Source organism: Tumebacillus lipolyticus, assembly GCF_042682745.1.
Taxonomy (GTDB): domain Bacteria; phylum Bacillota; class Bacilli; order Tumebacillales; family Tumebacillaceae; genus Tumebacillus_A; species Tumebacillus_A lipolyticus.
Genome location: NZ_JBHUIO010000005.1, coordinates 717311 through 740273, shown reverse-complemented (window position 1 = coordinate 740273; position 22963 = coordinate 717311). Strand labels below are relative to the sequence as shown.

The following is a 22963-nucleotide window of genomic DNA, read 5'->3' as shown; positions in this document are numbered from 1 at the left end:
GTTAGGGTAACAAGGAAAGGTCGGTATACCTGCGTAAAACTTTAATTACCCTTTGGGAAACGACAAGCCCCTCTTTGTACATCCCTTTTTCTTGATAAGCTCGAACCGCTATTTCGAGAGAAGTAGCCATTTCCATATCATGTTCTATCTTACCAAAAAGATCAGCCGATTTGAACGCATCTTCAATGGAGCGTTCGATATCTTTAATCAGAAGATGATATTCGGCGCTCACTTGAAGTAGGTAGGCATACTTCGGGTCTTCCTTTTTCCCCTCATATTCAAGGGCGGTTGCTTTTTTCAATAGTTCACTTGCGTCGCCAAAGTTTTGACGCTGAATTGAAACAAAAGCAGCTCTTGCATATGAGAATGCTTCATACGATATGTCGCCATCCTTTCTATGTTCGTCGGCCAGTTTTAGTAATTCATCAATGGCTAACGGAGCGTTATCACGTGAAAGGATGTAGAAGGCGTAGAGGTGCTGCGCGAGTTTAGCCATTTGGTAGATCTCGAGCGATTCGTACAAGATGCGGGACTTTTTAAACAATTCCGAGGCTGAACTTAGGTCACCAATATTCTTGTAGACAATCCCGAGGTAGTAGAGTGTTGATGCCAGACCTTCTTTTTCTGAGATGACTTCGTAGATATTCTTCGCATTCTCAAGATGAGCTCGAGCATCAGCATCGAATCTAAGATCCTTACAGACATTGCCTAAGTTATATGAAATGTCAGCGGCCAGTAGGTCGGGCTTTGGAAAAAGAGTAGTAATCTGGAAGGCCCTCCTGTAATTCGCATAGGCGTTTAACCGATTGTTCTGGAAGTAGTAGGCATTCCCTAGCTTGTTGAGGACATCTGCAAGCATGTGATCGTCTCTATGTTGCTCCTCTTCAAGGCTCAACTGTAACTGTGTTAATAGTTCGATGGCTTGGTCATATTCCTCAGTTTTTATTAGGCAAGAAGCTAATAACAAGGCCAGCTTATGACGTTGCTCCTGAAGTAGATCCTCTCGTTTTTGCAGTTCTTCAATTATCTCGTACGCAAGTTCGAACTCTTTTCTATGGATATGTACTTGAATGAGATCTAAGAGTACTTCGACTTCTAAACTCTCTCGATCAATGTCAATCTGAGAAAAGAGTTCGCCTACTGATAGCCCAAGTTTATTACAAATACCTTGAAGGATGTCTAATGATGGCATGCTCGGATAGATGCCTTTCTCTAGCTGACTTAGAAATGATTGAGAACAGCAACCGTCGGCTAATTCCTGCTGGGAAAGCCCTTTTTCTTTTCGTAAGTGGCGAATATAATTACCGATCTTGATGATATGCTCTTTTACTTTCATAAAAGGCCTCCGGATTATTATTGAACTGAAAACAATTATAACAAATTTATAATTCATGTGGTATTTTTATTGAAAAATATCTACACATAAATAGTGCATCTTTGGCTGAACACACGAAGTATCTATTCCTTGAGATGATGTCGATATAAAAATAACTATAGGTCAAATTTCTATACTTCTATGATTGAGGTGGCCACTTTGACACTTGTTCGCAAAGCCCGAGTAACCGACTTGAAATCAATCCTTGCAATCTATAACCAAGGAATCGAAGATCGTATCGCGACTTTGGAAATCCAACCGAAGGATTTAGCGTACATGGAATCCTGGTTTGAAACCAGGCAAGGACGTTACTCTGTTCTAATTGCCTGAGTTTGAAGGTGAACTTGTTGGGTGGGCATCGGTAAACCCATACAATAGCCGTAGAATCGGACAAAAGTTGTTACAGGAGCTTGAGCAGACGGCTCAAGAAAACGAATTTCATAAACTCGTTCTTTTTACCTTCCGATTCAACGGTCTTGGCTAAGGTCTCTATCGCAAGGCTGGCTTTCGGGAAGGTAGGAGTGTTTCAAAATCAAGGAATTCTCGACGGAAGGTTTGTCGAAGTCAGATAATCGTTGATGAACGACTAAATATTTCTGACTCGCAAGATATATTATTTTGTTTATCGGAAAATGAATTTACGTGTATATTTAATGGACCTTTATTTTAAATTATATTTTTTTGTCATTTTCTAAATCAATTCTATGTGATAAACTAAAACTATACAAAATTCCTAGAGGTGATCGATATGGCAAAGAACCTTTTTATCAGTCATTCATGGACTTACTCCGATACGTATGATGGTCTAGTTAAACTTCTGAATGCCGGTGGTTTCGACTTCAAGAACTACTCTGTCCCGAAAAATGATCCAATTCACAATGCAAGTAATGATAGAGAGTTGTATGAAGCAATTAAAAAGCAAATCAGCCCGTCCAGTGTTGTAATTATCCTTGCTGGAGTGTACGCATCGTACAGTAAATGGATAAACCATGAGATTGATATTGCTAAAAACGGATTTGCCACAGTAAAGCCGATTTTAGCAATCGAACCATTTGGATCAGAAAGAACATCCAAGGTAGTCAAAGATGCTGCCGATTTGATTGTAAAGTGGAACACAAATTCGATCATTAGCGGCATCGAGAAACTGACAAAGTAGGAGGGGACTTATGCGCAAAGCGTTGGTTGTTGGTATAAATAATTACCCTACAGCACCGTTGTACGGTTGTGTGAACGATGCAGTTAATATGCAAGGGGTCCTTCGAAAGAACGGTGACGGCTCACCTAATTTCGATGTAAAACTGCTAGTATCCGATCATCGTGGTGATCAGCTTAAGAAAGCTGAGCTAAAGGAACAAATCGAAGCTCTCTTCCAAGGTGACTCAGAGGTAGCCCTGCTATACTTTTCAGGCCATGGCCTAGTCAACTCAACGGGGGGGTACATCGTAACAAGTGACTACAGCCGTTACGATGAGGGGATATCAATGGACGATATCCTAATATTTGCAAACAATTCGAATGCAAAAAATAAAGTCATTATCTTTGATTGTTGTCATTCAGGAGCATTCGGTTCTCCGGCGTTGGCAGAAGGTAGGTTAGCACAATTAAGTGATGGCTTGACTATACTGACAGCTTCTAAAAGTTCTGAAGTTGCGATGGAAAGAGGTGGGTCTGGGGTATTTACTTCATTGCTGATTGATGCGTTAGATGGGGGAGCTGCTGATTTGAGAGGGTATATCACCCCAGGTAGTCTCTACTCGTACGTTGATGAAGCATTGGGCGCATGGGATCAACGACCGATTTTCAAAACCAATGTTAGTCGCTTTGTCCAATTAAGACGAGTAAAACCACCAATCAGCCTTGAGGTTTTGCGTGAGATCACTAATTATTTTCCAAGCCCAGAACACCATATTCCTTTGGACCCAACCTATGAATTTACTGAAGAGGGTCACGTGGAAGAAAACGTAAAGATATTTAAGGATTTACAAAAAATGGAGTCGGTAGGTCTTGTTGTCCCTGTAGACGAAGAACACATGTATTTCGCTGCAATGAATTCAAAAGGATGTCGGTTGACCGCTCTAGGATATCAGTACTGGAGATTGGTTAAGGAAAATAAAATTTAAGTAAAAAGAGAGTGAGGTAACTCGCTCTCTTTTTACATATGCACCTATTGATGTTGAATACAAGTTAATTAACCTTTACCCAGAAAGATGGAGAATAAGAAAGCGGAGGAGTGTCACTTGAAAAATGAAATATCAATGCACGCAACTTTTCCGTGATAACATGATTAAAAGAATTGCAGTATACTAGATTGTGAACAAAGAAGTGTTTTCACCCGATTTTATGAACCCAACTATGTAATGTCGGAAGGAGGGAGATCATGCTACGGAACACGCCACACATATTTATAGGCGGGACCTACAGTAATTTGATCGAGTTTCGGCAGGTGGCATATGATTCAATGAGGCGACGAGCAACTATCGAGACTATGGAAGACTTTCCAACTGCAGACACAACGATACTCGAAGCGTGTTATCAACGTTTGGAGAAATGCGACCATTATCTTTTGATCATTGGGGATCGTTATGGTTCGATTCCTAACGGACATGAGTTTTCGATCACGGAATTGGAGTACGAGAAAGCCAAAACGCTTGGCCTCAAAAGCAAGGTATATATCTATCTTCCTGAGCAACAAGGTACCACCGACTCGTTTGATGAAGACGGGGTCAAGTTACGATCTTTTATCGAAAAGGTTCGTAGTGAAGTCCTTTCCCGTAATTTTCACAATGCTGAGTATCTAAGATTTCTTTTGGAAATGACTACAGAAGATTGGTTTGAAGCAGATGGGGGAGTTACTCCATTTTCTTTACCAATTGTGTCGGGTTCGATCATACAAACACCTATTACTATCAGCAATCACAACCAAATTACTGTTAACATTGGTCAATTTCATGCGGAATCAAATAATGCTGAGGAGCTTTTTGAAGGTCGATTAAAGGAGATGCTGCATAGGAGACATCTTGGCGATCGAACAAGTGCAGCTGAAAAGCTCCGAGGTTATCTAAAAGAACGAGAACGAGATATTCCTCAAAATATTCGAGCAAAGTATAACTTACAAGTTGCAATCTGGGTCCTGGAAGATGGTCATGACATCGAAGTTGCCGCAAATTATGCAGCCCAAGCGAAATTGTTAGATCCTACCATTGATGACCGTATCTACCAATCACTCGTTTTGAGTAAACAAGCACAATTTGATGAAGCTCTACAGATGTTAGAGCCTTTGAATAAGGAGGAGGTTCTCACCAATGCATTAGTTCTCTTGCGAAAATTCAAAAGAGCAGGCGAGGCTGACCAATTGATTCAGCGATGCAACTGTGAGATATCCCCAGAGGTACGGAACCAATTGGCACTTTGCTTTCTTGCGGCAGGACAATTTGACCGGGCTTTACGGGAGAGCATGAGGCTCATGAGGACGGACCAAAAGTACCCACGGTATTTTCTCACGGCCGGTTACATTGAGTACTGGAGAGGTTTTCCAGAGCAATACCAACAACACAGAGGTAATCTCTTTCCACTAGTAGCCTACCAACAACTCTTTATCCCCACCGCTGAACAGATATTGCATCTAAATAATGCCCTCGAGTTTTTCGCTCAGGCACAGATATATGCCGATACCCTGGAGATTCCTGAACTGATCGAGAATGCCAAACTTGCATGGATCCTCACAGCCGTGTTGTTGCCGAAAAGGCGTTCAAGTGTGGAGAAACTAACACTGGACTTTCTTCGGGATAATCCGACTCGTCAAGAAATGTTTCGATTTGCTCTCAGTCATGGGTTCGATCTAGATCCAAGCGATCATCTTCAACCTGTTCAAAAGATGATTGATCAGGGGACAGCAGAGAGCGGCTTGCTGGGACCTTTCATTGAATGGAAGTTTCAGCGAGGGGAGATCCAACAGGCAGCTGACATGTTGGAGGATCACAAGGCTGATTTCTACAAAAACGGGGGGCAAGAGGAGTGGATTCGTCTCACGGTTCTGACGATAGCTAGCCAAGGCAATTGGAGTTCAGCTTATCAGGTGGTAGAAAATGCAGGCGAACTGGATCATCTGCAAAAGGGGTTGATCCGACTCATTTTGCTTACGAAGCAAGGCCGATTAGATGAGGCCGTGATGCAAGCTCAAGAACTGGTCGACTTGCGCGGACTTCCGGCTGATTATGAAAATTTGACTTCGCTGCTTGTGCATTTTCAGGAGTGGGAGCGTTTGATCCCTCTCTTGGAGCAAAAGCTGCAACGATACCCCGACGCTGGTGTGGTAGAAAAGTTGGCCGATGCTTTGTTGAAGGCAGACAAGTTGCAAGACTGTCTTGCCACTCTACGACGTTACGAAAACCTGTATCCGGAAGGAGAGCTGAGCCATTACTCGAAGCGCTTGGAAGTGAATGCCCTTTGGGGCCTTAGCCAAAATCGAGAAGCTTTGCAGAGCGCGAACTTGCTATGGGAAATAGCTCCCACGATAGGGTTATTGATGACTCGTGTGCAACTCTATCAAAGCCTAGGGGATCAACTGGGAGCACAGACTGCCCTCCTTTCTGGATTAGAGAGAGGGTTCGACAATGCACAGGTATATGTGTTGTTGTCTGATTTTCTCAAGCACACGCAACCTGAACAAGCATTCCGTTATGCGAAGAAAGCGGTTGAGAAATATCCAGAGAAAGAGCATCTTTACCTCCATGCGATGCAAATTGGACATGCTACAAATCATGATGATGAAGCCAGTGAATTTCTGCTAGAGATTCGTAGGAGGTTTCCTGACAGTCAGAACATGCGACTTGTTGACTTTGATGATCTAATGGAAATTAACAAGCAGTGGCAAGAGCAAGAGCAAGAGTTGCAAGATATGTTGTCCAAGGGAAAAATTCCTCTGCATATTGTGACGGATGCCCAAAAAAGCAATCTTGGCGGGTGGTTCTATCAAACTTGGAGGAAGAACTGCCATCACCAAGGCAAGCGGCGTCCCATAATCCCGCTGGCCTTTGGAGCGAAATACGGGAAGGGACTGTCAGAGTACCAGGGTGATCAAATCAAAATGGACTACACAGCCTGTTTGACGTCGCATGCTCTTCAATTGTTCGACTTGTTGAAACAAGCGTTTTCTGTCATTTATGTATCTCCAGATTTGATTCCCTCAGTGTTGGATGAAATAAACAGGCTCAATCATCATCAGCCTTCTGTGGAGATGACACGAAATAAAGTGCTCACCGAACTGAATCGGCTTCCGGTCAAGTTGACCGAGTTGCTGGAACCTATTGGTCACCAATTGGGAGACACCTTTCTTCACGAAGAGTCATTGTGGAAAACTGCAGAACATTACAAGGCATGGTTGGTAAAGGATTCCTTTGCAACAGAATGGTTGGGAAAGGGAACAGTGCCTAAGGAATTGCAGAATCTACAGGTGTACCCACACGAAGTCTTGCACGCACTCATACAAAAAGGAGAGTTGTCAATTGACTCCTTTGTGGAGATGGACCATGAGCAGCATCCCGTGCGAACAGAAATTGTGGACCAGTTGGTTAAAGGTTCAAACCCTCTGCTTGTTGACATGCTCTTTTTACAAGAAATGGCCGAACATGACTGGCTCGAACAGTTAACCGACCATTTTGACGTACTTGTTCCAACTAGGGTCAAACAAGCATTGGAAGATGAACAAGAGCATACGAACATACAACGAGAGACCATTCAGTGGCTGGAAGGTCTGGTGGAGAAACTTCGAAACTTGCTTGCGGAAGAGAAATTACATTATCTCCGTAGTTCCAAGAGAGAGTCAGAAGATGAAAGACTCACAGGGCAAATGCGTGATATTTTGGAGGAACATGAGGGAGAGATTCTTCCAATCTGGTGTGATGAACGATGTCTGAACAGTTATGTAGCAGGCTCTAGTAGTCAAGCTCCGTTGGTCAATGTGTTTGATGTTTTGTCGTTCTTAGAGAATCGGGGGTTTTTGACAGGACCACAACATGTTGAAAAACTAAACAAGTTGTACCGCAGTCATGTCCAGTACCGTGTTCCGCCAGCATTTTACGTTCAACGATTACTGATGCAATCGAGAGTCGACCATCCGACAGGCAACTTGATTGAAAATCGGAACCTCCTCACGTTAAGGTACTCACTCGATTCTGCCATAGGAGGTTGTTCATTTCTGGGTAGTGAATGTTTACCCCACTACCTGATCCCAGAACGCGTAGGGTATATCAAATTGTTGCAAGACGAAGCCCTCGAGGTGTTGCGACTGCTGTGGAAGGATTATGATGCCGACACTGACTTTGTAGAAACATACGCTCGGTCCGAATGGGTGTTGCGCGTGATGTTTGAGGTCAATGCCGACCTTCCGGACACGGTGGGAATGGACTTCTCTGTAGAAAGGCTAATAGCTCAAAACGATGTACAACTTGTGCTGCGTTCACTCCGATTTTCGGAAAAGAACCGCCAAGCATATCTCGACTGGTTATACCCTAGGCTGTTGTATCGTTGGAACAGTCATCCGCAACTTCGTTGTCGGTTTATTGAGGAGTATGTGAATCTCTCTTCGATCATCTTTGAACAACCTTCACAGATTTTGAGAACGGTGTTGCTGAGATTCACATCAAATCTACCAGAGGAATTGGCCGGTGATTTGCTAAAACAATTCGGGTTCAGTCCAAGGAGGACGTTGCATGTTGAAAACCTTACCATCCCGCATGAAAAATGGGAGCTAATGGTTAACAGATCTTTGGAGCGAGGCCATGATGTTACAGGTGAGGAACACCATGCGGGCCACACGCTAGCTGTGACGTTTCATGAGGGTCAGAATCTAGCAACTCAGTTTATCCAATTGCACACACCGAGCTTTGAGTCCAAAATCCCTGTACTCTATGAAGAACTTACCCATCCTAACCCGACAATGCGACTTCGATGGCTCATGAAGGCCAGTCCTTACTTGTATCTGACAGACGATCACCTTGATCGTGTCCGCTCACAATTGGGTCTCGAAGGGGACGTTTCAAAAGTAGTGGAAGAACTCCAGTTTAGGCTAAGCGTCTCGCATCAATTCTATTTTCTTCAAGTTCTGCAGGAGCTACTAGATGGACATGAGGTCTATTTTCCCTCGAAGCCCGAGATGTTTAGGAACTGGTTGCCTATTCCTGATGATGAATGGACTAGTGATACGTGGTATGGCATGTACAGAAGCATGTCTGAAAGTCGAGGGGCAAGGGATATGTTGTCAGTTTGCAGTGCGATGCCAATGGGGGGAGACAGTCAATTTTCTAGGCTTGTTCAGAGGATGGTGAGCGAACAGGTATTGCCGGAACACCTTGTTCGCAAGTGGTGTCGAGAAACCTTGTCGAGCTCGAGAAATCCGATTCAACTACAGAATATCTTGCGCTATCTTGTTCTAGATCTTCAAGATGAAGAGAAAGAAGTGTTCCAAGAAGTGATGGAAAAGATGCTCAATGTGGAAAGTGGGGATTTCCGGTCCGACAAAATATGGTTTGACATGTACTTGGCTATGTTGAAGTACGCAGACTGTCATCTTGCAACCGTCCATGAGTACCAACTCTCGTCCGAAACACACCGGTCGCTTTGGGCTTATCTCTATGCAGATCGAATGGTACACCTGTTTGCTCAAGATATTCATCCCTCTTTAGAAGAAGTAGAGAAGCTAAGTCAGAAGTTACGTGAGATCAACAAGCAGGTGTTGGTGCAGCATCCAATTCTAATGGGGATCAAAGCGTATCCTCTTGATGTAGCGCATCCACGCTCAGCATCGATGTGGAGAACGGTGGTCGGGGGAGCGTTAGGTGTCTTGGAGGAGAATCCTATCAAACACGAACGCCTACTGGCGGTTCTTCGTGATATGCGTACGAAGTTTTTTGAACAAAGACTTTCACTCCCAGGGATCGAAGAAGTGTTTCTTACCTTTGCAAGAGTAAACAATCCCTTGTCTTCGCCGTATGCGCGAAACAACATGTCTAGGCTACAGGACATCTTGCAAATGTGGGGAGTCGATCAAGAAGAGGTGTGGTTTGACCCAAACCAAATAGCAAAGCAAGTCCTCATGGTTACGGGTGAAAATGGAGAGATGAGTGATCTCGTTCCAACTCTGTTGAGGATTCTGTCTCGCTCTCGAATTGACGATGAACTTGTCCCAGCTGTCCTACACGGTTTGGAACGATATCGCATATCTCTTCACAGGACAGATGATACGTTCCTTGTAAAGGGGGTAATCATCGCGGATGCGATTGCAGCGTTGCCGGAGGAGGATAGGGCTGTCTGGCAAACGATCCTGGTTGAGGATCTTGCAGATGTTGTTAAAGAGTCGGAGGAAAAGTGGAAGTGGATCATCATGATTTTAGCTCAACTGTCTCAAACGGAGAGCACAGAGAAATCGAGCGCGATGTTCTTGGACTTCTTAAAACAGCTTCTTGTGAGAATTCCCTATCTGTGGGAGAGCGACCTGACGAAACATGTGCTACTCCAATTGCCATACAGTATGCCTTTACGGTTCATGGGCAAAATCCAAGGAATGATTAAAGAACTTCCCTAAACGATCGCAATTAAACAGGCAAGGACGTTACTTTGTTCTAATTGCCTGAGTTTGAAGGTGAACTTGTTGGGTGGGCATTGGTAGACCCATACAGTAGCCGTACCGCATACAGAGGGGTGGGTGGTCTCTCAGTATATTTCGATCGAGAACATCGTGGTCGTGAAATTGGACAAAAGTTGTTACAGGAGCTTGAGCAGACGGCTCAAGAAAACGAATTTCATAAACTCGTTCTTTTCACCTTCCCTTTCAACGGTCTTGGCCAATGCCTGTATCGCAAGGCTGGCTTTCGAGAGGTGGGAGTGTTTCAAAACCAAGGAATTCTCGAAGGGAAATTTGTAGATGTCGTGGCGATGGAGAAATTGCTCAACACGGATTCATAAGATGGAAAAAAGTCCTCATGGCGAGGGCCTTTTCGTATCGTTATTGACCTTGTTCAGCAAATTGTATAATGCGTTACTCGATCTTGTCACGTATGCGTTGAAAGACGGTCCATTTTTCTTCTTCTGTTCCCATCGCCTTGGCTGGATCGTCAAAGCCCCAATGGAACCGAGTAATATTTGGAGGTGTGATTGGGTATTTCTCACTGCCATAGCCGCAAAGAGTGATCACGAAAGCCGATCGTTTTAATACCTCTGCCATTGTTTTGACAGCATTCAGGTTCAGAAAAAGTGCCTCAATGCCTGCATTTCGAACCTCGTATCTGTCACCCAGATACTTCTTTCCGAACCCTTCTGCAATTTGGCTACTGCGAGAATTTCCTGTGCAAAGAAAATATATGTATTTTTGTTATTTGACATGTAAAGTCCACCTTTCTATGCAATGGTACTAATCAAGTCTGATGAGTTCAGAAGTAGCAGGCGGTGCACAGCATACATCTTCTTCTGAAGAACCTTAGGACATACTTCATCAAAAACTACCGGAAATACTTTTTTCAATAATGCAGTGCAATGAAGAATTTCATTCAGGAAAATAGAAAATAAAATTTCAAATTAAGGAATGGTTGAACATACCCTGATAATCTGATATTCTATCATCGTTTGTTCAAAGTGTTAGGAGGGGGTTCCATGAGTTGCGCGATGTCATCAGCAAATGAAGAAAGTAGGGAGTCACGTGGGAGGTTAGTGCTTCATAAAAAAGATTGCTCACTTTTAAATGCGAGTCAGTTGCTGAAAAGTATTCCAGAATTCGAATGGTTTTTTTCTTTTCTGATTGACAAGGATCGTGTTAAAGAGGAAGACCTCGAAAGCCTAAATGCTGACAGGCGTGAAGACTTTGTTTCGGTAGCAGAACGCTTATTGAAAGCTGCGGTTAAGGAATGGATTGGCGATGACTCTGCGGGAGGTAATGCGATCGACTATCGAGAAGAGCCAATTCCATGTTCTCTCTGTGGGACACCAAACAACCATATTTACTACATTGTTAACGTGCACAATCAAAACGTTCGACTTAATGTAGGTGGGGATTGTTTTGGAAAGTTTGATTTTGACTTGGGAATGGATGAAGCACAAAAGCTGAAGAGTCAAAAATCCGCAATTCGTTTGAGAAGCGAAATTCAGATCAACAAGGAGATCAATGGTATAACCTCGATTGTAGAAAAACTGAATCGAGAGTTAGATAGCTTGGCCATTGTGATTCCCAAGAAAGCCAGAAGAAACTATGACAAACAAGTATCGGTGCTGAAAATACATTACGATCGATACCTCGATGGGAAACGTGGAAAGACACTCCACTATATCCATGTGGCGTTGCAGGAGCATGAAATCGAGCGAGAACGAATTCGGAGATATGTTGAAATCCACAAGGATGATGATCACGTTATATCAGTTGATCTTGCGGTTTGGGCGAAAAAGAACTGTCCACGGGAATATTACGATAGAATGATGGAGTATGGATACGTCAACGGAATGACCTCACTCCACCTTCACAAACAAGAATACATGGATACTCTTGTTCCAAAATACAACGAACTGTTCTCTCAGAGTGGAATTCAGGTACTATATGCAGATGAGCGAATTAAGGGCTATGTTCTGGGCTTTGAGAGTACTGACATAAAGTTTAGATGTAGCCACAAAGATCTTATCAATTCATACGGGTATAGCTTTTACGGTCGTGAATTGGATGAGGAAGTTAATAAACTTGAAGTCTTTCGACATTCATACCCAAGCACATCCAGTGATCTGAATGATCTGTACAACGAACTACTCTTCAGATTTAATAAGATCATTGGCTACAATATGATCTATTACGATGAGGCTTCCAATGAACTTGTGATTAAGAAACTGGAAAAGGGTGGACCACGTTATTGGTTCGAAAATTTGAGAAGATTTATAAATCAATTCAAATTCTTGATCTTTTCTAAAGAAAGATTTTTTTCGGAGGAACTTCAAACGTATTTGAAAAGCTACAATGGTGCCACGTTTGATTCAGAGGATATGGAAGATCAGTGTAAGCAGAGGGATTGGGACATTAGAGTGGTTCTTGGATAAGTCGTTCACATATAAGCAAAAACCTTGGTATAAGCAAAGGATGTCAAAGTGGAACCAGCTTGTCAGTTAAGCTGGTTTTTTTGTCAGGCACATCATTTTTTGGATAACTATGGTCTCAATACAAGTTTCTTCCTACTCTATAGTCGAGATAGAAGTCAAACCGTTCTGAAAAACTGGTCCGATTGAACTGTGAGTCCATGAAATTGCTTATATTGGGGAAGTGATTACTCAATGGTGACCACAGTGTTGCTTTTATAAAACAGAAGGAGATATCTAAGGAAAGAACTTTATTTTCTATTTGCTCCCCTGATTTTGACGAAGCCCCTAACTTAGGAAAGAACTTTATTTCAATTTTTCCTCTGGTGAACAACGGTACATCAAGGCCTCGTCGTGCCTCAAAGGAAAGAACTTTATTTGTCGGAAACAGTAGAGTGACAAAAAAGTTCTTTCGGGTACAAAAAAGTTATTCCATTTTGGCTGTGTGCCGTGAGTCAATCACGGTACACAGCCTTTTTATTTGGAGAGGGGGTTGGGGGGGAGCGACCTCAAGGTTGGACTGAGGATAAAACCGACTAGTGCAAATAAGTAGGCAGGTGGCACATCACTCAAAATTCCGTCCATTCATTCCTTACGAGAAATAGAGCGGTTTTTCTGTTACAGCTAAGGAACAGTATTTAAAAAATCCAATTTTAGGAAAAGGAAATTGGAGCTGATTGTCAAACTTTTAAAACTAATGATTTATAATGAAATAATTCGACCGATGATAAACTGAAACAGATAAAATACCGTTTCGAAAACACTGCACGGGAGGTAAACAATGAACCATTTAGAGAAGGAACTGACCATTCAACGAAAGCAGTATCGCGACACCGGCACGCTGTCTTCGATCCAGAATCGCATGTGGTTTATCGACCAATTGCAACCGGGGCATCCGATGTACAACACGTTTCGGGCGATGCGGTTGCAGGGGGAGTTGGATCTGGCGGCGCTTACGCGGAGCTTGGAGGTGATCGTCGAACGTCACGAGATGTTGCGCGCTGCGTATCGTTCGGAGGACGGGGTGCCGGTGCAGGTGATCGCTTCCGAACTGCAGCCGCAATTGTCGATCATGGATCTGAGCGCTGTGGCGGAAGCGGAGCGCGAGGCGCAGCTGGAACGGATGGTGACCGAGGTCGCACGCCGGCCGTTCGATCTGGGCGAGGGTCCGGTGTTTACGTTTACGCTGTTCAAGTTGGCAGAACGGGAACATGTGCTGGTGTTCATCATCCATCACATCATTTTCGACGGCTGGTCGTTGGGCGTGTTTTGCAAGGAGCTGTGCGCCCTTTATTCCGCATTTGCCACCGGGCAGGAGCCGCAACTCGCTGCACTGCCGATTCAATATCCCGATTATGCGGTGTGGCACAACCAGTTTATGGAGAGTGCTGTCGTGGCGGCACAGCTTGATTTTTGGAAACAGCATCTAGAGGGAGCTCCGCCGTTCTTGAAATTGCCGACCGACCGTTCGCGCCCGGCGGTACAGACGTTTGACGGGGTGCGCTATTCGCATGTCCTGCCGCCTGCGCTGGTGGAGCGGTTGAAGTCTTTGCGTCAAGAGGCGGGCGTGACGATGAACACGGCGCTGCTCGCTGTGTACAATGTGCTGCTGTACCGCTATTCCGGTCAGCAGGACATTGTGGTCGGCTCGCCGGTGGCGGGGCGCAACCAAGAGGAAACGCATGGCTTGATCGGCTGTTTTGTGAACACCGTGGCGCTGCGGACGCAATTGTCGGGCGAGATGTCGTTCCGTGAATTGCTGTCTCATGTCGATCAGAGTGCCCGCGCTTCCTATGCGAACGGGGAGTTGCCGTTTGATAAATTGGTGGAGGAACTGCAGCAGGAGCGCGACCCCAGCTACTCGCCGGTGTTTCAGGTGATGTTTCTCTCGGAGCGCGATTTTACAAAGGGACGGGAGATGCCAGGTCTCAGCCTGACCCAGTATGTGATCGACAACAAGACAGCAAAGACCGACCTGACGCTCTGGATCTGCCAAGAGGATCGCGGATTGGTGGCCAAGTTCGAGTACAACACGGATCTGTTCGACGAACTGACGATTGTGCGGATGGCCCAGCATTTTGAGCAGCTGCTGGAGGCTGCTGTCGCCGATCCGGAGCGGTCGATTGCCACGCTGCCCTTGTTAAGCGAAGCGGAGCAGCGGCAGGTGGTGTTTGAGTGGAATGAGACGGCGACCGAGGTTCCTCCCGTCTGTTTGCATCACTTGTTTGAAGCGCAGGCGGCACGAACGCCTCACCATGTGGCGGCGATCTACGGCGAGGAGTCGATGACCTATGCGCAGTTGGAGGCGCAGGCGAACCAACTGGCATACCAGCTGCGTGCGCTTGGGGTCGGCCCGGACGTGCCGGTGGGTCTGTGTTTGGATCGCTCGCTCGACATGGTGGTGGCGCTGATCGGGATTCTCAAAGCGGGCGGCGCGTATTTGCCGCTGGATACGGATGCGCCGATGGCTCGGATACGCCAAGTGCTGGAAGATGCGCAAGCTCCCGTCTGTGTCGCGCACAGCAGCCTGCTTGCGAGATTGCCGGAAGGGGTCGTCTCATATGTGCTGATGGACCGCGATGCGCATCTGCTCGCGGAGCAACCCACGACGGCGCAGGTCGTGGCGGTGACGCCTGAGCATTTGGTGTCGATTTACTACACATCCGGTTCAACCGGCAAGCCCAAAGGGGTGTCGAGCACACATCAGGGCTGGGTGAACCGCATGATCTGGATGCAGCGCGCCTATCAGCTGGAGGCGCAGGAGACGGTGCTGCAGAAGACCACGCTGACGTTTGACGATGCGGCGTGCGAGTTTTTTTGGCCGCTGATGGTGGGGGCGCGCATCGCGCTGCTGGAGCCGGGACTGCACAAAGACCCGCGGGCGATTCTCGATGCGGCGATTCGCTACCAAGCCGCTTTTCTTACGTTTGTGCCGAGCATGCTGGCGCTGTTCGTCGATGCGGTGACGCAGGAGGACCGCGAGCAGTTGAAGTGCCTGCGGCATGTCGGGTCGAGCGGCGAAGCGCTGCGTTCGGACCTGGTGCGAAATTTCCAAGAGCGGGTCGGCTGCAGCCTGCACAACACGTGGGGCGCGACCGAGGTGTCGATCGACTCGACGATTCATACCTGTACGGAGGCCGATGCATTCGAGGCGGAGATCGTCTCGGTGGGACGGCCAATCGACAACAACCGCTGCTATGTGCTGGACGAGCATCTGCAGCCGGTGCCGGTCGGTGTGGCCGGGGATCTCTATCTGGCCGGCATCGGATTGGCGCGCGATTATCTGAACGATCCGGAGCGCACGCGGGAAGCCTTTCTGCCCGACCCGTTTTTCCCGGGGGAGCGGATGTATAAGACCGGGGATCGCGGTTATTTGCGCAAGGACGGCTGCATCATGTTCCTCGGACGCCGCGATGATCAGGTCAAGGTGCGGGGACAGCGGGTGGAACTGGCCGAGATTGAAGCGGTGCTGGCGACCCATCCGTCGCTGCAGATCTGTACTGTGGTCGCGTTCAAGCGTCCGGACGGTTATCGTCTCGCCGCTTATTACGTGCTGCGCGACGGCGAGCAGACGACCTCCGAAGCGCTGCGTGCCTATCTGGCTGAGCGTTTGCCCGACTACATGGTGCCATGGCGCTTCTTCCTTCTGGAGCACATGCCGACGACGATCAGCGGCAAGATCGATCGCAAGCAATTGCCAGACCCGGGCGATGACCGTCCGGACTTGCAAACCGACTTTATCGAGCCGTCCACAGCTGTGGAGCAGCAGATCGCCGTGGTCTGGCAGGAGATCTTGGGCGTGGACAGGGTCGGTTTGGCCGACAGTTTCTTTCATCTCGGCGGACATTCGCTCCATGCGACGCGGATCATCTCGCGGATAAATCGCGAGTTTCAAACGCGGCTGCCCTTGCGTGTTTTCTTCGAAGAGCCGACCATCGGCGGGCTTGCCCGGCGTGTCGAGCAGGAGCAGAGCTGCGCGGGAAGCCGCAACGAGCAGGGCATCCCGCGTCTGCCGCGGCAAGCGGCGTATGAGCTGTCCAACGCCCAGCAGCGGTTGTGGTTCCAGTATCAATATGACGCGAAACATGGGTATGGCTTTACACTGCCGTACCTGATCGAAGGGCCGCTTTGCCGCCAATCGTTCGCCGCTGCGTTTGCCGCGGTGGTGGCGCGGCATAGCGTGATGCGCACGACTTACGAAGAGCGTGTCGGCATCCCTTATCAGATCGTGCAGGACGACATGGCGATCCCTTGCCAGTTCCACGATCTGACCGGACGCAGCGAACAGGAGCAGTGGGCGGCCCTGGCAGAGTTTGCAGCTGCGGATACGCTGACTCCGTATGACCTGAGCACGGGGCCGCTGTTCCGCATGAACCTGTTCGCGCTCACGGAACAGCAGCACATGATGGTGCTGAGCGTCTATCAGATCGCCTATGACGGGTGGACCGCCGGCGTGTTCATGAAGGACTTGCGCACGTATTATGAGGCGTTGGCGAAAGGGGCGGATCTGCCGCAACTGCCGCCGGCGCTGCAATATGTCGAGTACGCCGCCTGGCAGAACAACCGCTTGGCTTCCGGTGAGCTCGATGTGCAAAAAGCGTACTGGCTGCAGCAACTCGCAGGCGACGTCGCAGCACCGCCGCTGCCGTATGATTACGCGACACCGCCTGCTGAACATGAATCCAGCAGATACGTGCAGCTGCAGCTCGATGCGGCGTTGACCGATCGTCTGAAGGAACTGTCGCGCGCACAGGGCAACACGCTGTATATGACGGTGATGACCGGGTTGAAGATGTGGATGGCAAAGGTGTCCGGCGCGACGGACATTACGCTCTGCGTCCCATTGTCGGCGCGCACGCATCCTGATCTCGACGGGCTGATGGGTCTGTTGGTCAACCCGGTGGTGATGCGTACCGACCTGACCGACAATCCGAGTTTTGCGCAGGCGTTGGAACGCGTGACGAAGTCGGCGCTGGGCGCTTATGCGAATCAGGATTATCCGTTTGATTATGTGCTCAATGAGCTGCGAGCCCTGCGCGGCAGCAATGTCACGCCGTACTCGGTGGTCTTCGTCGGGCAGAATGCACACAGCGGGTTCTGGGAACTGGACGAGGGTGTCCATGTGCGCGTGTATCCGCTGGAGAAACTGCTGGCAGATCAACAGGATCTGTTTGCCGGCTTGGGCGATGACCTGACCGTGCAGTTCGATCTGCATATGGAGATGATCGAGCGCGATGGGGTGTTGACCTTCAGCACGCAGTATCATCCGCTGCGCTTCCGGCCGGAGACGGTGGAACAGTTCTTGCAACAGTTGCAGCATGTGTTGAGCCAAATGGTGGCTGACCCGCATCTGCGCTTGTCGCAAATCCAATTGTTCGAGTCGGAGGAGCTCGATCTCGATGATCTCTTCTAGTTGGTTGCATGTTTGATCGCACAAAAAACGGAACCTCAAGAACGAGGTTCCGTTTTCTGTTGCTCGGGTTTGTTGTGGGGGGCAGACATGTGATATTTACTTTTTGATCACCCCGGACATCACATTCGCATATTCTTCTGCCAAGAACCGGTAGCCCTTGTCATTCGGGTGAACGCCGTCATTCGAGAGATATTGACTGTAATTGCCCTCGTTCCATTTGCCTGCCAGATCGATGAATGTGCAATTCGAGACGCTAGCACAGGCGTTTTTGATCGCGGTATTGTAGGTGAGCTCCGATTCTTCGGACAAGGACGGCACGGAGATCATTCCGCTGGCGAAAACAGAAGTCGCGGGCAGGGCATCTTGGATCGTTTTCAAAAACGTGACGTAATCTGCCTGGAATTGTTCGGGAATCATCCCGCGAGCGTTAAAACCGTAGACGGAAAGCACATAGTCGGGCTTGAGCTGGATGATATCTGTCTGTACCCGGTCTAATCCGCTGTTTTTGGCGCTGGCCGGGACGGGCACGTCGACATCCGTTCGGCCGATGCCCTGGTTGATGCTTTCCACGCCGAGGATGTCGCCCAAGACCGGTGTGATCGAGGTCAATCCCCGATTGCTGGAGCCGGTACCGTCGATGTAGCTGTGGCCGATGACGACCAGCTTCTTTTGGTTGTGCTCCGGCTGTCTGACTTTGGCGTCCGGGCTGATGTAGAGCCCGTCGATCTCACTGTGGTCGGAGAAGACAACTTCAATTTTGTGCCAACCGGCGCTGCCGCTGTAGATCGGGATTTCCTTCGTCTTTGCGCTCATCAATTGTTCGATCGCCAGCTTGCCGTCGACAAAGATGGTGACGGTACCTCCGATGGCGCGCTGTCTGAGGATGGCGAAGGGACTGTCCGTTTCGATGGCGGCGCGTCTGCCGAACTGCGGTCGGTCGGTGCTGTTCATCCAACCCTTCATCACGTCGCCCCATTCAGGCTCGTTGACTTTCTTCCAAGGGCCATGCGTATAGAGCCACTCGGGGCTGGTCGGTGCGATCAGCTTTTTCTCCTCTGCGGCAGGCGAGGAAGCGGTTTGACACCCGGTAAGGAGTGCGGCAACCATGCAGATGATTCCGACTGAGTACAGCCATTTTCTCATTTCCATCACCTCTCGTGTGTGATTCTTATGTGATCACAGTGTAACAACGGGGAGGGAAACGATCCTGTCTTTTCATGCTTTGTTGTAAAATGGGAGTGAGGTGATGCGGCTTGGATTGGCAGAAACGGTTAGAGGAAGCGCTGGAGTTTATCGAAAGCAATCTGGAAGCATCGCTTCCTGTGGAGACCATTGCGAAGGCGATGTATTCGTCGCCCTTTCATTTTCAGCGGATGTTTCATATGTGGTCGGGGATCACGCTGGGTGAATATGTGCGAAAGCGCAAGTTGACGTTAGCCGCCCAAGAGTTGGCCGTATCCTCGGCGAAAGTGGTCGATGTCGCGCTTAAATATGGCTATGATACTCCCGAGTCATTCTGTAAAGCGTTTCGAAAGCTCCACGGTGTCTCCCCGTCGGCAGCCCGGAAACCGGGCGTGTCGATCAAAGCCTTTCCCCGCGTTTCGTTCGAGCCGCACGCGCTGGGCGACGCGGAGGTGGATTATCAGATTGTGGAAAAAGAAGCGTTCACCGTCGTCGGGAAGTCGGCAGAGCTCGTTTGCGGTCAGGATGGCCGTACCCGGCAGTGGTTTTGGGGGGAAAGCCGGAAGGACGGCACGCTTGACAAGCTGGGCTCGCCCTCCACGGAGACGCCTTTGCTTGGCCTAACCATGAGTTTTGAGGAAGAATTCACATATATGATCGCTAGGGAAGCAGACACCGCTTCTTTGGTTTTGGCACAGGGATGCTCCGTCCAAACGATTCCGGCTGCCACCTGGGCGATCTTCCCTTGTGCGGGGCCACTGCCGGGGGCGATGCAGAGCGGATTGCGCAAAATTTACAAGGTGTGGTTTCCAGCGACCGAATTTGAGCACGCAGGTTTGCCGGAGCTTGAAGTGTATTTGCCGGGAGATGCACAGGCGGAAGCGTATCGCTGCGAGGCTTGGATTCCGATTCTGAAAAAAACGAACATTTGAAAGAGCCAACTTTCTCCGCAGGGGGGAGTTGGCTCTTTGGGCTGGGAGTGGAAGTAGTGGTTAATGTCGATACTGTGTTCAGGTATTTGCAAAACGGATTTTAGTATAGGGGAATCACTTAGACATGTCTACGTTCTGGTACAAGCTGGGGAAGCAGGCGTTCGACAAGTCTTGGTATTTTATCGCCGTTTGGGTCGCGGTGTTTGCGATCGTGCTCGCCACTGATGGCATTCGGTACGTTCATATCATGCAGCATCCCGATTACCCTACGAGGGTAGGGCAACACTGCGCTCAGTATGGAAAGCGAATATTTTTCGGCGAATGGAACGGGAGACAAAGCTAAAGAACAGGTATATGCGTCCCCAGAGCTTTCTCAAGAAATCCTGGCATTCTAACAACAAAGGTAACTTCGCATTGAAATACAAAGGCTACCACTTCACGATGATGAAAAGCAAATTCGGAAACGGCGGCTATGGCGTTATTTTCCTACGAACATTCAAGTGGGAGTATAAAGGGGACAAGAGATTGACATTTGAACGTGCGAAACGGTTGGCATTTGATATGTTGGAGGAAGCGTTACAAAGAGCCCACCGGTGAGGATCGGCACTTTTTATAGGATCAAATGAAAGAACTTTTTTGTCACTCTACAAGAGTTGTTCCTAGAAATATGGCTTTTTCCTGAGGCTGTGTGCCATGAGATGATCATGGCACACAGCCCTTTTGGTATCAGAAGGGGGAGAGGTAAACGTGAGGGGGCAACTCGGTTACACGAAGTGCAGCATGATCTTTAATCATTTTGCATTCATGCACACGGAACGTTTCTATGATACATGATGATGCAAGTTCCGATGACACTAGCGAGATGTCCTTTAGAGGAGTCAACGCTTCACAAGGGTTTGGGTAATTGTACTGAATGGATTTTTGCAGGACGAATGAGGACGAGTCACAGAGGAAATCTTATTTTACTTTTAATATGTAATTTCATATTATTTTGTTATAATATCCATGTATAACATTTTCCAGGAGGTATTGTATGGAAACGAATATGAACCTCGGTGAGATTGGAAATAGGATTCGTTTTTTGAGAAAGGAAAAGGGACTTTCCCAAAGAGAGTTGGCCGTTGGTGTATGCTCTGAATCTGCTCTTAGCCAAATCGAGAACGGTAACTACCCAAGCATGCCCTCGAATGCAATTCTTCAAGGTCTTTGCGAAAAGTTGGACACTTCGTTTGGCGAGTTGCTGAATAGAATTGCTTCTCGAAAAAGTATTGAGACGGATGTTCTTCTTGACTACGTGAAAGGTTTGATTCATCGCCGGGAGTTTCAGTCTGCCATTCAGATCCTAGACGAAGTAGGAACTCGTAGTTTACACAAGTACCAGAAAATAGACTTGATAATCTGCTTTAGTGATTGTCATATAGGTGTGTCCGAGATGGAAAGAGCAATCGCTCTTCTTTCAAATCTCCACCAGGAACTTGAAGCTGATCGGGAAACAGACCCGAAAGTTCTTGCAACCGTTTTTAATAAGCTCGGCATTGCTTGGCAAAGAGCTAGAAATCTCGTCAACGCCTATAATTACTACACAAGAGCCTATCAAAACAGCCTTCGGTTCCCTGAACCGGATATTTTATGTGGCAACATTTCATACAATCTGGGGAACTCATGCAGGTGGTTGCGTTTAGACAATGAAGCTCGGACCTATCTTGAACATGCAATCAAAGTGTATGAAAAAGCTACTGATCCGAAAAAGTTGGCCGATGCATATTTCGTTCTAGGGATCGTATATAAGAACCAAGAGCAGTATGTAAACGCTGGAGAGTATTTTAAAAAGGCTCTTGTTTTATATGAGACGCTGGAGATCGTGGAGTGGGTTTTGGAAGCAAAGCACCACTACGCTTTCTTTGTTCAAAGTCAGCAGTCACCGGAGGAAGCGATCCCGAATTTAATCGAAGCAGCTAACGAATATGAGCGTATCAAAGACAAACGGAATCAGGCATACTTATATGCGCAAGTGTGTGTATTGTATCAACATGTCGATGACTTCGAACAGGCAAAACAATATATTTCAAGTGCATTGGATCTGTTCACGAGGGATGAGGCAGAAGGTGAAGCCAAATATGCATATGTCTATCGAGTATTTTCAAATTACCTCATAGACATTAAAGAATATGCAATGTCGATTGAGTATTCTGTTATTTCTTCTGAGATTTTTGGTAAAATGGGATTGGAGAAGGAATCGGCGGACTCTTTGGAAGCAGCAGTCATCGCATATAAAGCACAGGGAAACCTTGCGCAAGCTCTAGAGTTTTCTGAAAAGAGGAACCGTTTACTTCGGAATCCTGCTGTGCTGTTCGTCACTCCCAAATAGGTTAGGAGGGAAATGAATGAGAAAGTGGTTACTGACGGGCTTTGTTCTCTTGTTACTGTTTTCCTTTGGGGTAAATTTCATAGATTCAGACCTACAGCCTCATAATACGAGACATACAGCAAGTTTTTCTGACCCTGGTCCACATGGTGTCGGGTATTTTCCCAATTTGGGATGAGTTGTAATATGCGAAATCCCCTTATGGCGAGTGAATCTCCACGAGGGGGTTTTTTTGTTGCGGAAGAACACTCTGTCAACCTTTCTGAATCTATAGTTGGGGATGAAAAATGTGCGAACATTGCTCTACACTAAATGATACTGGTAATACAAAGAACTTCAAGGATCAGGTTGTACTTTCTAACGAAACGCCCGACTCATCGGGATTGTCTCTTCTGATCGCTAAGTTTCTGAAACTTCAAAAGGTATATATCCAACTCTTGACTAAGGGCGATCACATTATAGTTACGAAGATCGCCAGTCTTCTCATAGTTTCGAATCATCTCACTCCTCAAGCGGTTAATGGTTGTTTCCAAAGCAACAGCATCTTTCACAATCCCACCCCATCCCGATTGTTCTTCGAACAAAAAAACAAG

At 47.5% G+C, this 22963-nt stretch carries 12 protein-coding genes and 2 pseudogenes; 10 read left to right on the top strand and 4 right to left on the bottom strand.

Annotated elements, in window-relative coordinates; all coding sequences use genetic code 11:
* Position 1 precedes the first annotated feature (1 nt).
* On the bottom strand, positions 2–1336 hold the full coding sequence (locus ACFSOY_RS08670) for a tetratricopeptide repeat protein (protein ID WP_386045706.1): 1335 nt from the start codon (positions 1334–1336) through the stop codon (positions 2–4).
* Positions 1337–1516: 180 nt separating this feature from the next.
* On the opposite strand from ACFSOY_RS08670, the pseudogene ACFSOY_RS08665 reads away from it, so the two are divergent.
* From ACFSOY_RS08665 to ACFSOY_RS08645, 5 genes and pseudogenes are all read left to right on the top strand, one after another.
* Positions 1517–1947 (top strand): annotated as a pseudogene (locus ACFSOY_RS08665) (GNAT family N-acetyltransferase).
* A gap of 176 nt (positions 1948–2123) precedes the next feature.
* A complete protein-coding gene (locus tag ACFSOY_RS08660) occupies positions 2124–2531 on the top strand; it encodes a TIR domain-containing protein (RefSeq protein WP_386045704.1) in 408 nt (135 codons plus the stop codon).
* A 10-nt stretch (positions 2532–2541) separates the two neighbouring features.
* Positions 2542–3495 carry a caspase family protein gene (locus tag ACFSOY_RS08655; protein ID WP_386045703.1) on the top strand — a complete coding sequence of 318 codons (954 nt, stop codon included), beginning with the start codon at positions 2542–2544 and terminating at the stop codon, positions 3493–3495.
* Between the two features lie 257 nt (positions 3496–3752).
* On the top strand, positions 3753–9956 hold the full coding sequence (locus ACFSOY_RS08650) for a DUF4062 domain-containing protein (protein ID WP_386045702.1): 6204 nt from the start codon (positions 3753–3755) through the stop codon (positions 9954–9956).
* Positions 9957–9975: 19 nt separating this feature from the next.
* Positions 9976–10336: pseudogene (locus ACFSOY_RS08645) on the top strand (GNAT family N-acetyltransferase); the annotation flags it as partial.
* Between the two features lie 73 nt (positions 10337–10409).
* Here ACFSOY_RS08645 and ACFSOY_RS08640 read toward each other — a convergent pair.
* Positions 10410–10733, bottom strand: coding sequence for an arsenate reductase/protein-tyrosine-phosphatase family protein (locus ACFSOY_RS08640; RefSeq protein WP_386046787.1), 324 nt, complete (start codon positions 10731–10733; stop codon positions 10410–10412).
* Between the two features lie 287 nt (positions 10734–11020).
* Here ACFSOY_RS08640 and ACFSOY_RS08635 point away from each other — a divergent pair, with 287 nt between their 5' ends.
* Positions 11021–12442, top strand: a complete 1422-nt coding sequence (locus tag ACFSOY_RS08635; RefSeq protein WP_386045700.1) for a hypothetical protein — start codon at positions 11021–11023, stop codon at positions 12440–12442.
* Positions 12443–13259: 817 nt separating this feature from the next.
* Complete coding sequence (locus tag ACFSOY_RS08630; RefSeq protein WP_386045698.1) at positions 13260–17891, top strand: amino acid adenylation domain-containing protein; 4632 nt, start codon at positions 13260–13262, stop codon at positions 17889–17891.
* Positions 17892–17987: 96 nt separating this feature from the next.
* Here ACFSOY_RS08630 and ACFSOY_RS08625 read toward each other — a convergent pair whose 3' ends face one another.
* The gene (locus ACFSOY_RS08625; RefSeq protein ID WP_386045696.1) at positions 17988–19034 is read right to left on the bottom strand and encodes an SGNH/GDSL hydrolase family protein; all 1047 of its coding nucleotides are present in this window, start codon (positions 19032–19034) and stop codon (positions 17988–17990) included.
* Positions 19035–19144: 110 nt separating this feature from the next.
* Here ACFSOY_RS08625 and ACFSOY_RS08620 point away from each other — a divergent pair, with 110 nt between their 5' ends.
* The 3 genes from ACFSOY_RS08620 to ACFSOY_RS08610 all read left to right on the top strand — a co-directional run bounded on the left by ACFSOY_RS08620 (position 19145) and on the right by ACFSOY_RS08610 (position 22373).
* On the top strand, positions 19145–20005 hold the full coding sequence (locus tag ACFSOY_RS08620; protein ID WP_386045694.1) for an AraC family transcriptional regulator: 861 nt from the start codon (positions 19145–19147) through the stop codon (positions 20003–20005).
* 124 nt (positions 20006–20129) lie between these two features.
* A complete protein-coding gene (locus ACFSOY_RS08615; protein ID WP_386045693.1) occupies positions 20130–20348 on the top strand; it encodes a hypothetical protein in 219 nt (72 codons plus the stop codon).
* A 690-nt stretch (positions 20349–21038) separates the two neighbouring features.
* Complete coding sequence (locus ACFSOY_RS08610; protein ID WP_386045691.1) at positions 21039–22373, top strand: helix-turn-helix domain-containing protein; 1335 nt, start codon at positions 21039–21041, stop codon at positions 22371–22373.
* Positions 22374–22744: 371 nt separating this feature from the next.
* On the opposite strand, the gene ACFSOY_RS08605 is transcribed toward ACFSOY_RS08610, so the two are convergent.
* Positions 22745–22921: an aspartyl-phosphate phosphatase Spo0E family protein gene (locus tag ACFSOY_RS08605; protein WP_386045689.1), complete on the bottom strand. Its 177-nt coding sequence runs from the start codon at positions 22919–22921 to the stop codon at positions 22745–22747.
* Positions 22922–22963: the final 42 nt, after the last annotated feature.

Excerpts from the sequence above, each read along its gene's own strand:
- ACFSOY_RS08670 (WP_386045706.1), bottom strand. The coding sequence starts at position 1,336 with ATGAAAGTAAAAGAGCATATCATCAAGATCGGTAATTATATTCGCCAC.
- ACFSOY_RS08660 (WP_386045704.1), top strand. The coding sequence starts at position 2,124 with ATGGCAAAGAACCTTTTTATCAGTCATTCATGGACTTACTCCGATACG.
- ACFSOY_RS08655 (WP_386045703.1), top strand. The coding sequence starts at position 2,542 with ATGCGCAAAGCGTTGGTTGTTGGTATAAATAATTACCCTACAGCACCG.
- ACFSOY_RS08650 (WP_386045702.1), top strand. The coding sequence starts at position 3,753 with ATGCTACGGAACACGCCACACATATTTATAGGCGGGACCTACAGTAAT.
- ACFSOY_RS08635 (WP_386045700.1), top strand. The coding sequence starts at position 11,021 with ATGAGTTGCGCGATGTCATCAGCAAATGAAGAAAGTAGGGAGTCACGT.
- ACFSOY_RS08630 (WP_386045698.1), top strand. The coding sequence starts at position 13,260 with ATGAACCATTTAGAGAAGGAACTGACCATTCAACGAAAGCAGTATCGC.
- ACFSOY_RS08625 (WP_386045696.1), bottom strand. The coding sequence starts at position 19,034 with ATGAGAAAATGGCTGTACTCAGTCGGAATCATCTGCATGGTTGCCGCA.
- ACFSOY_RS08615 (WP_386045693.1), top strand. The coding sequence starts at position 20,130 with ATGTCTACGTTCTGGTACAAGCTGGGGAAGCAGGCGTTCGACAAGTCT.
- ACFSOY_RS08610 (WP_386045691.1), top strand. The coding sequence starts at position 21,039 with ATGGAAACGAATATGAACCTCGGTGAGATTGGAAATAGGATTCGTTTT.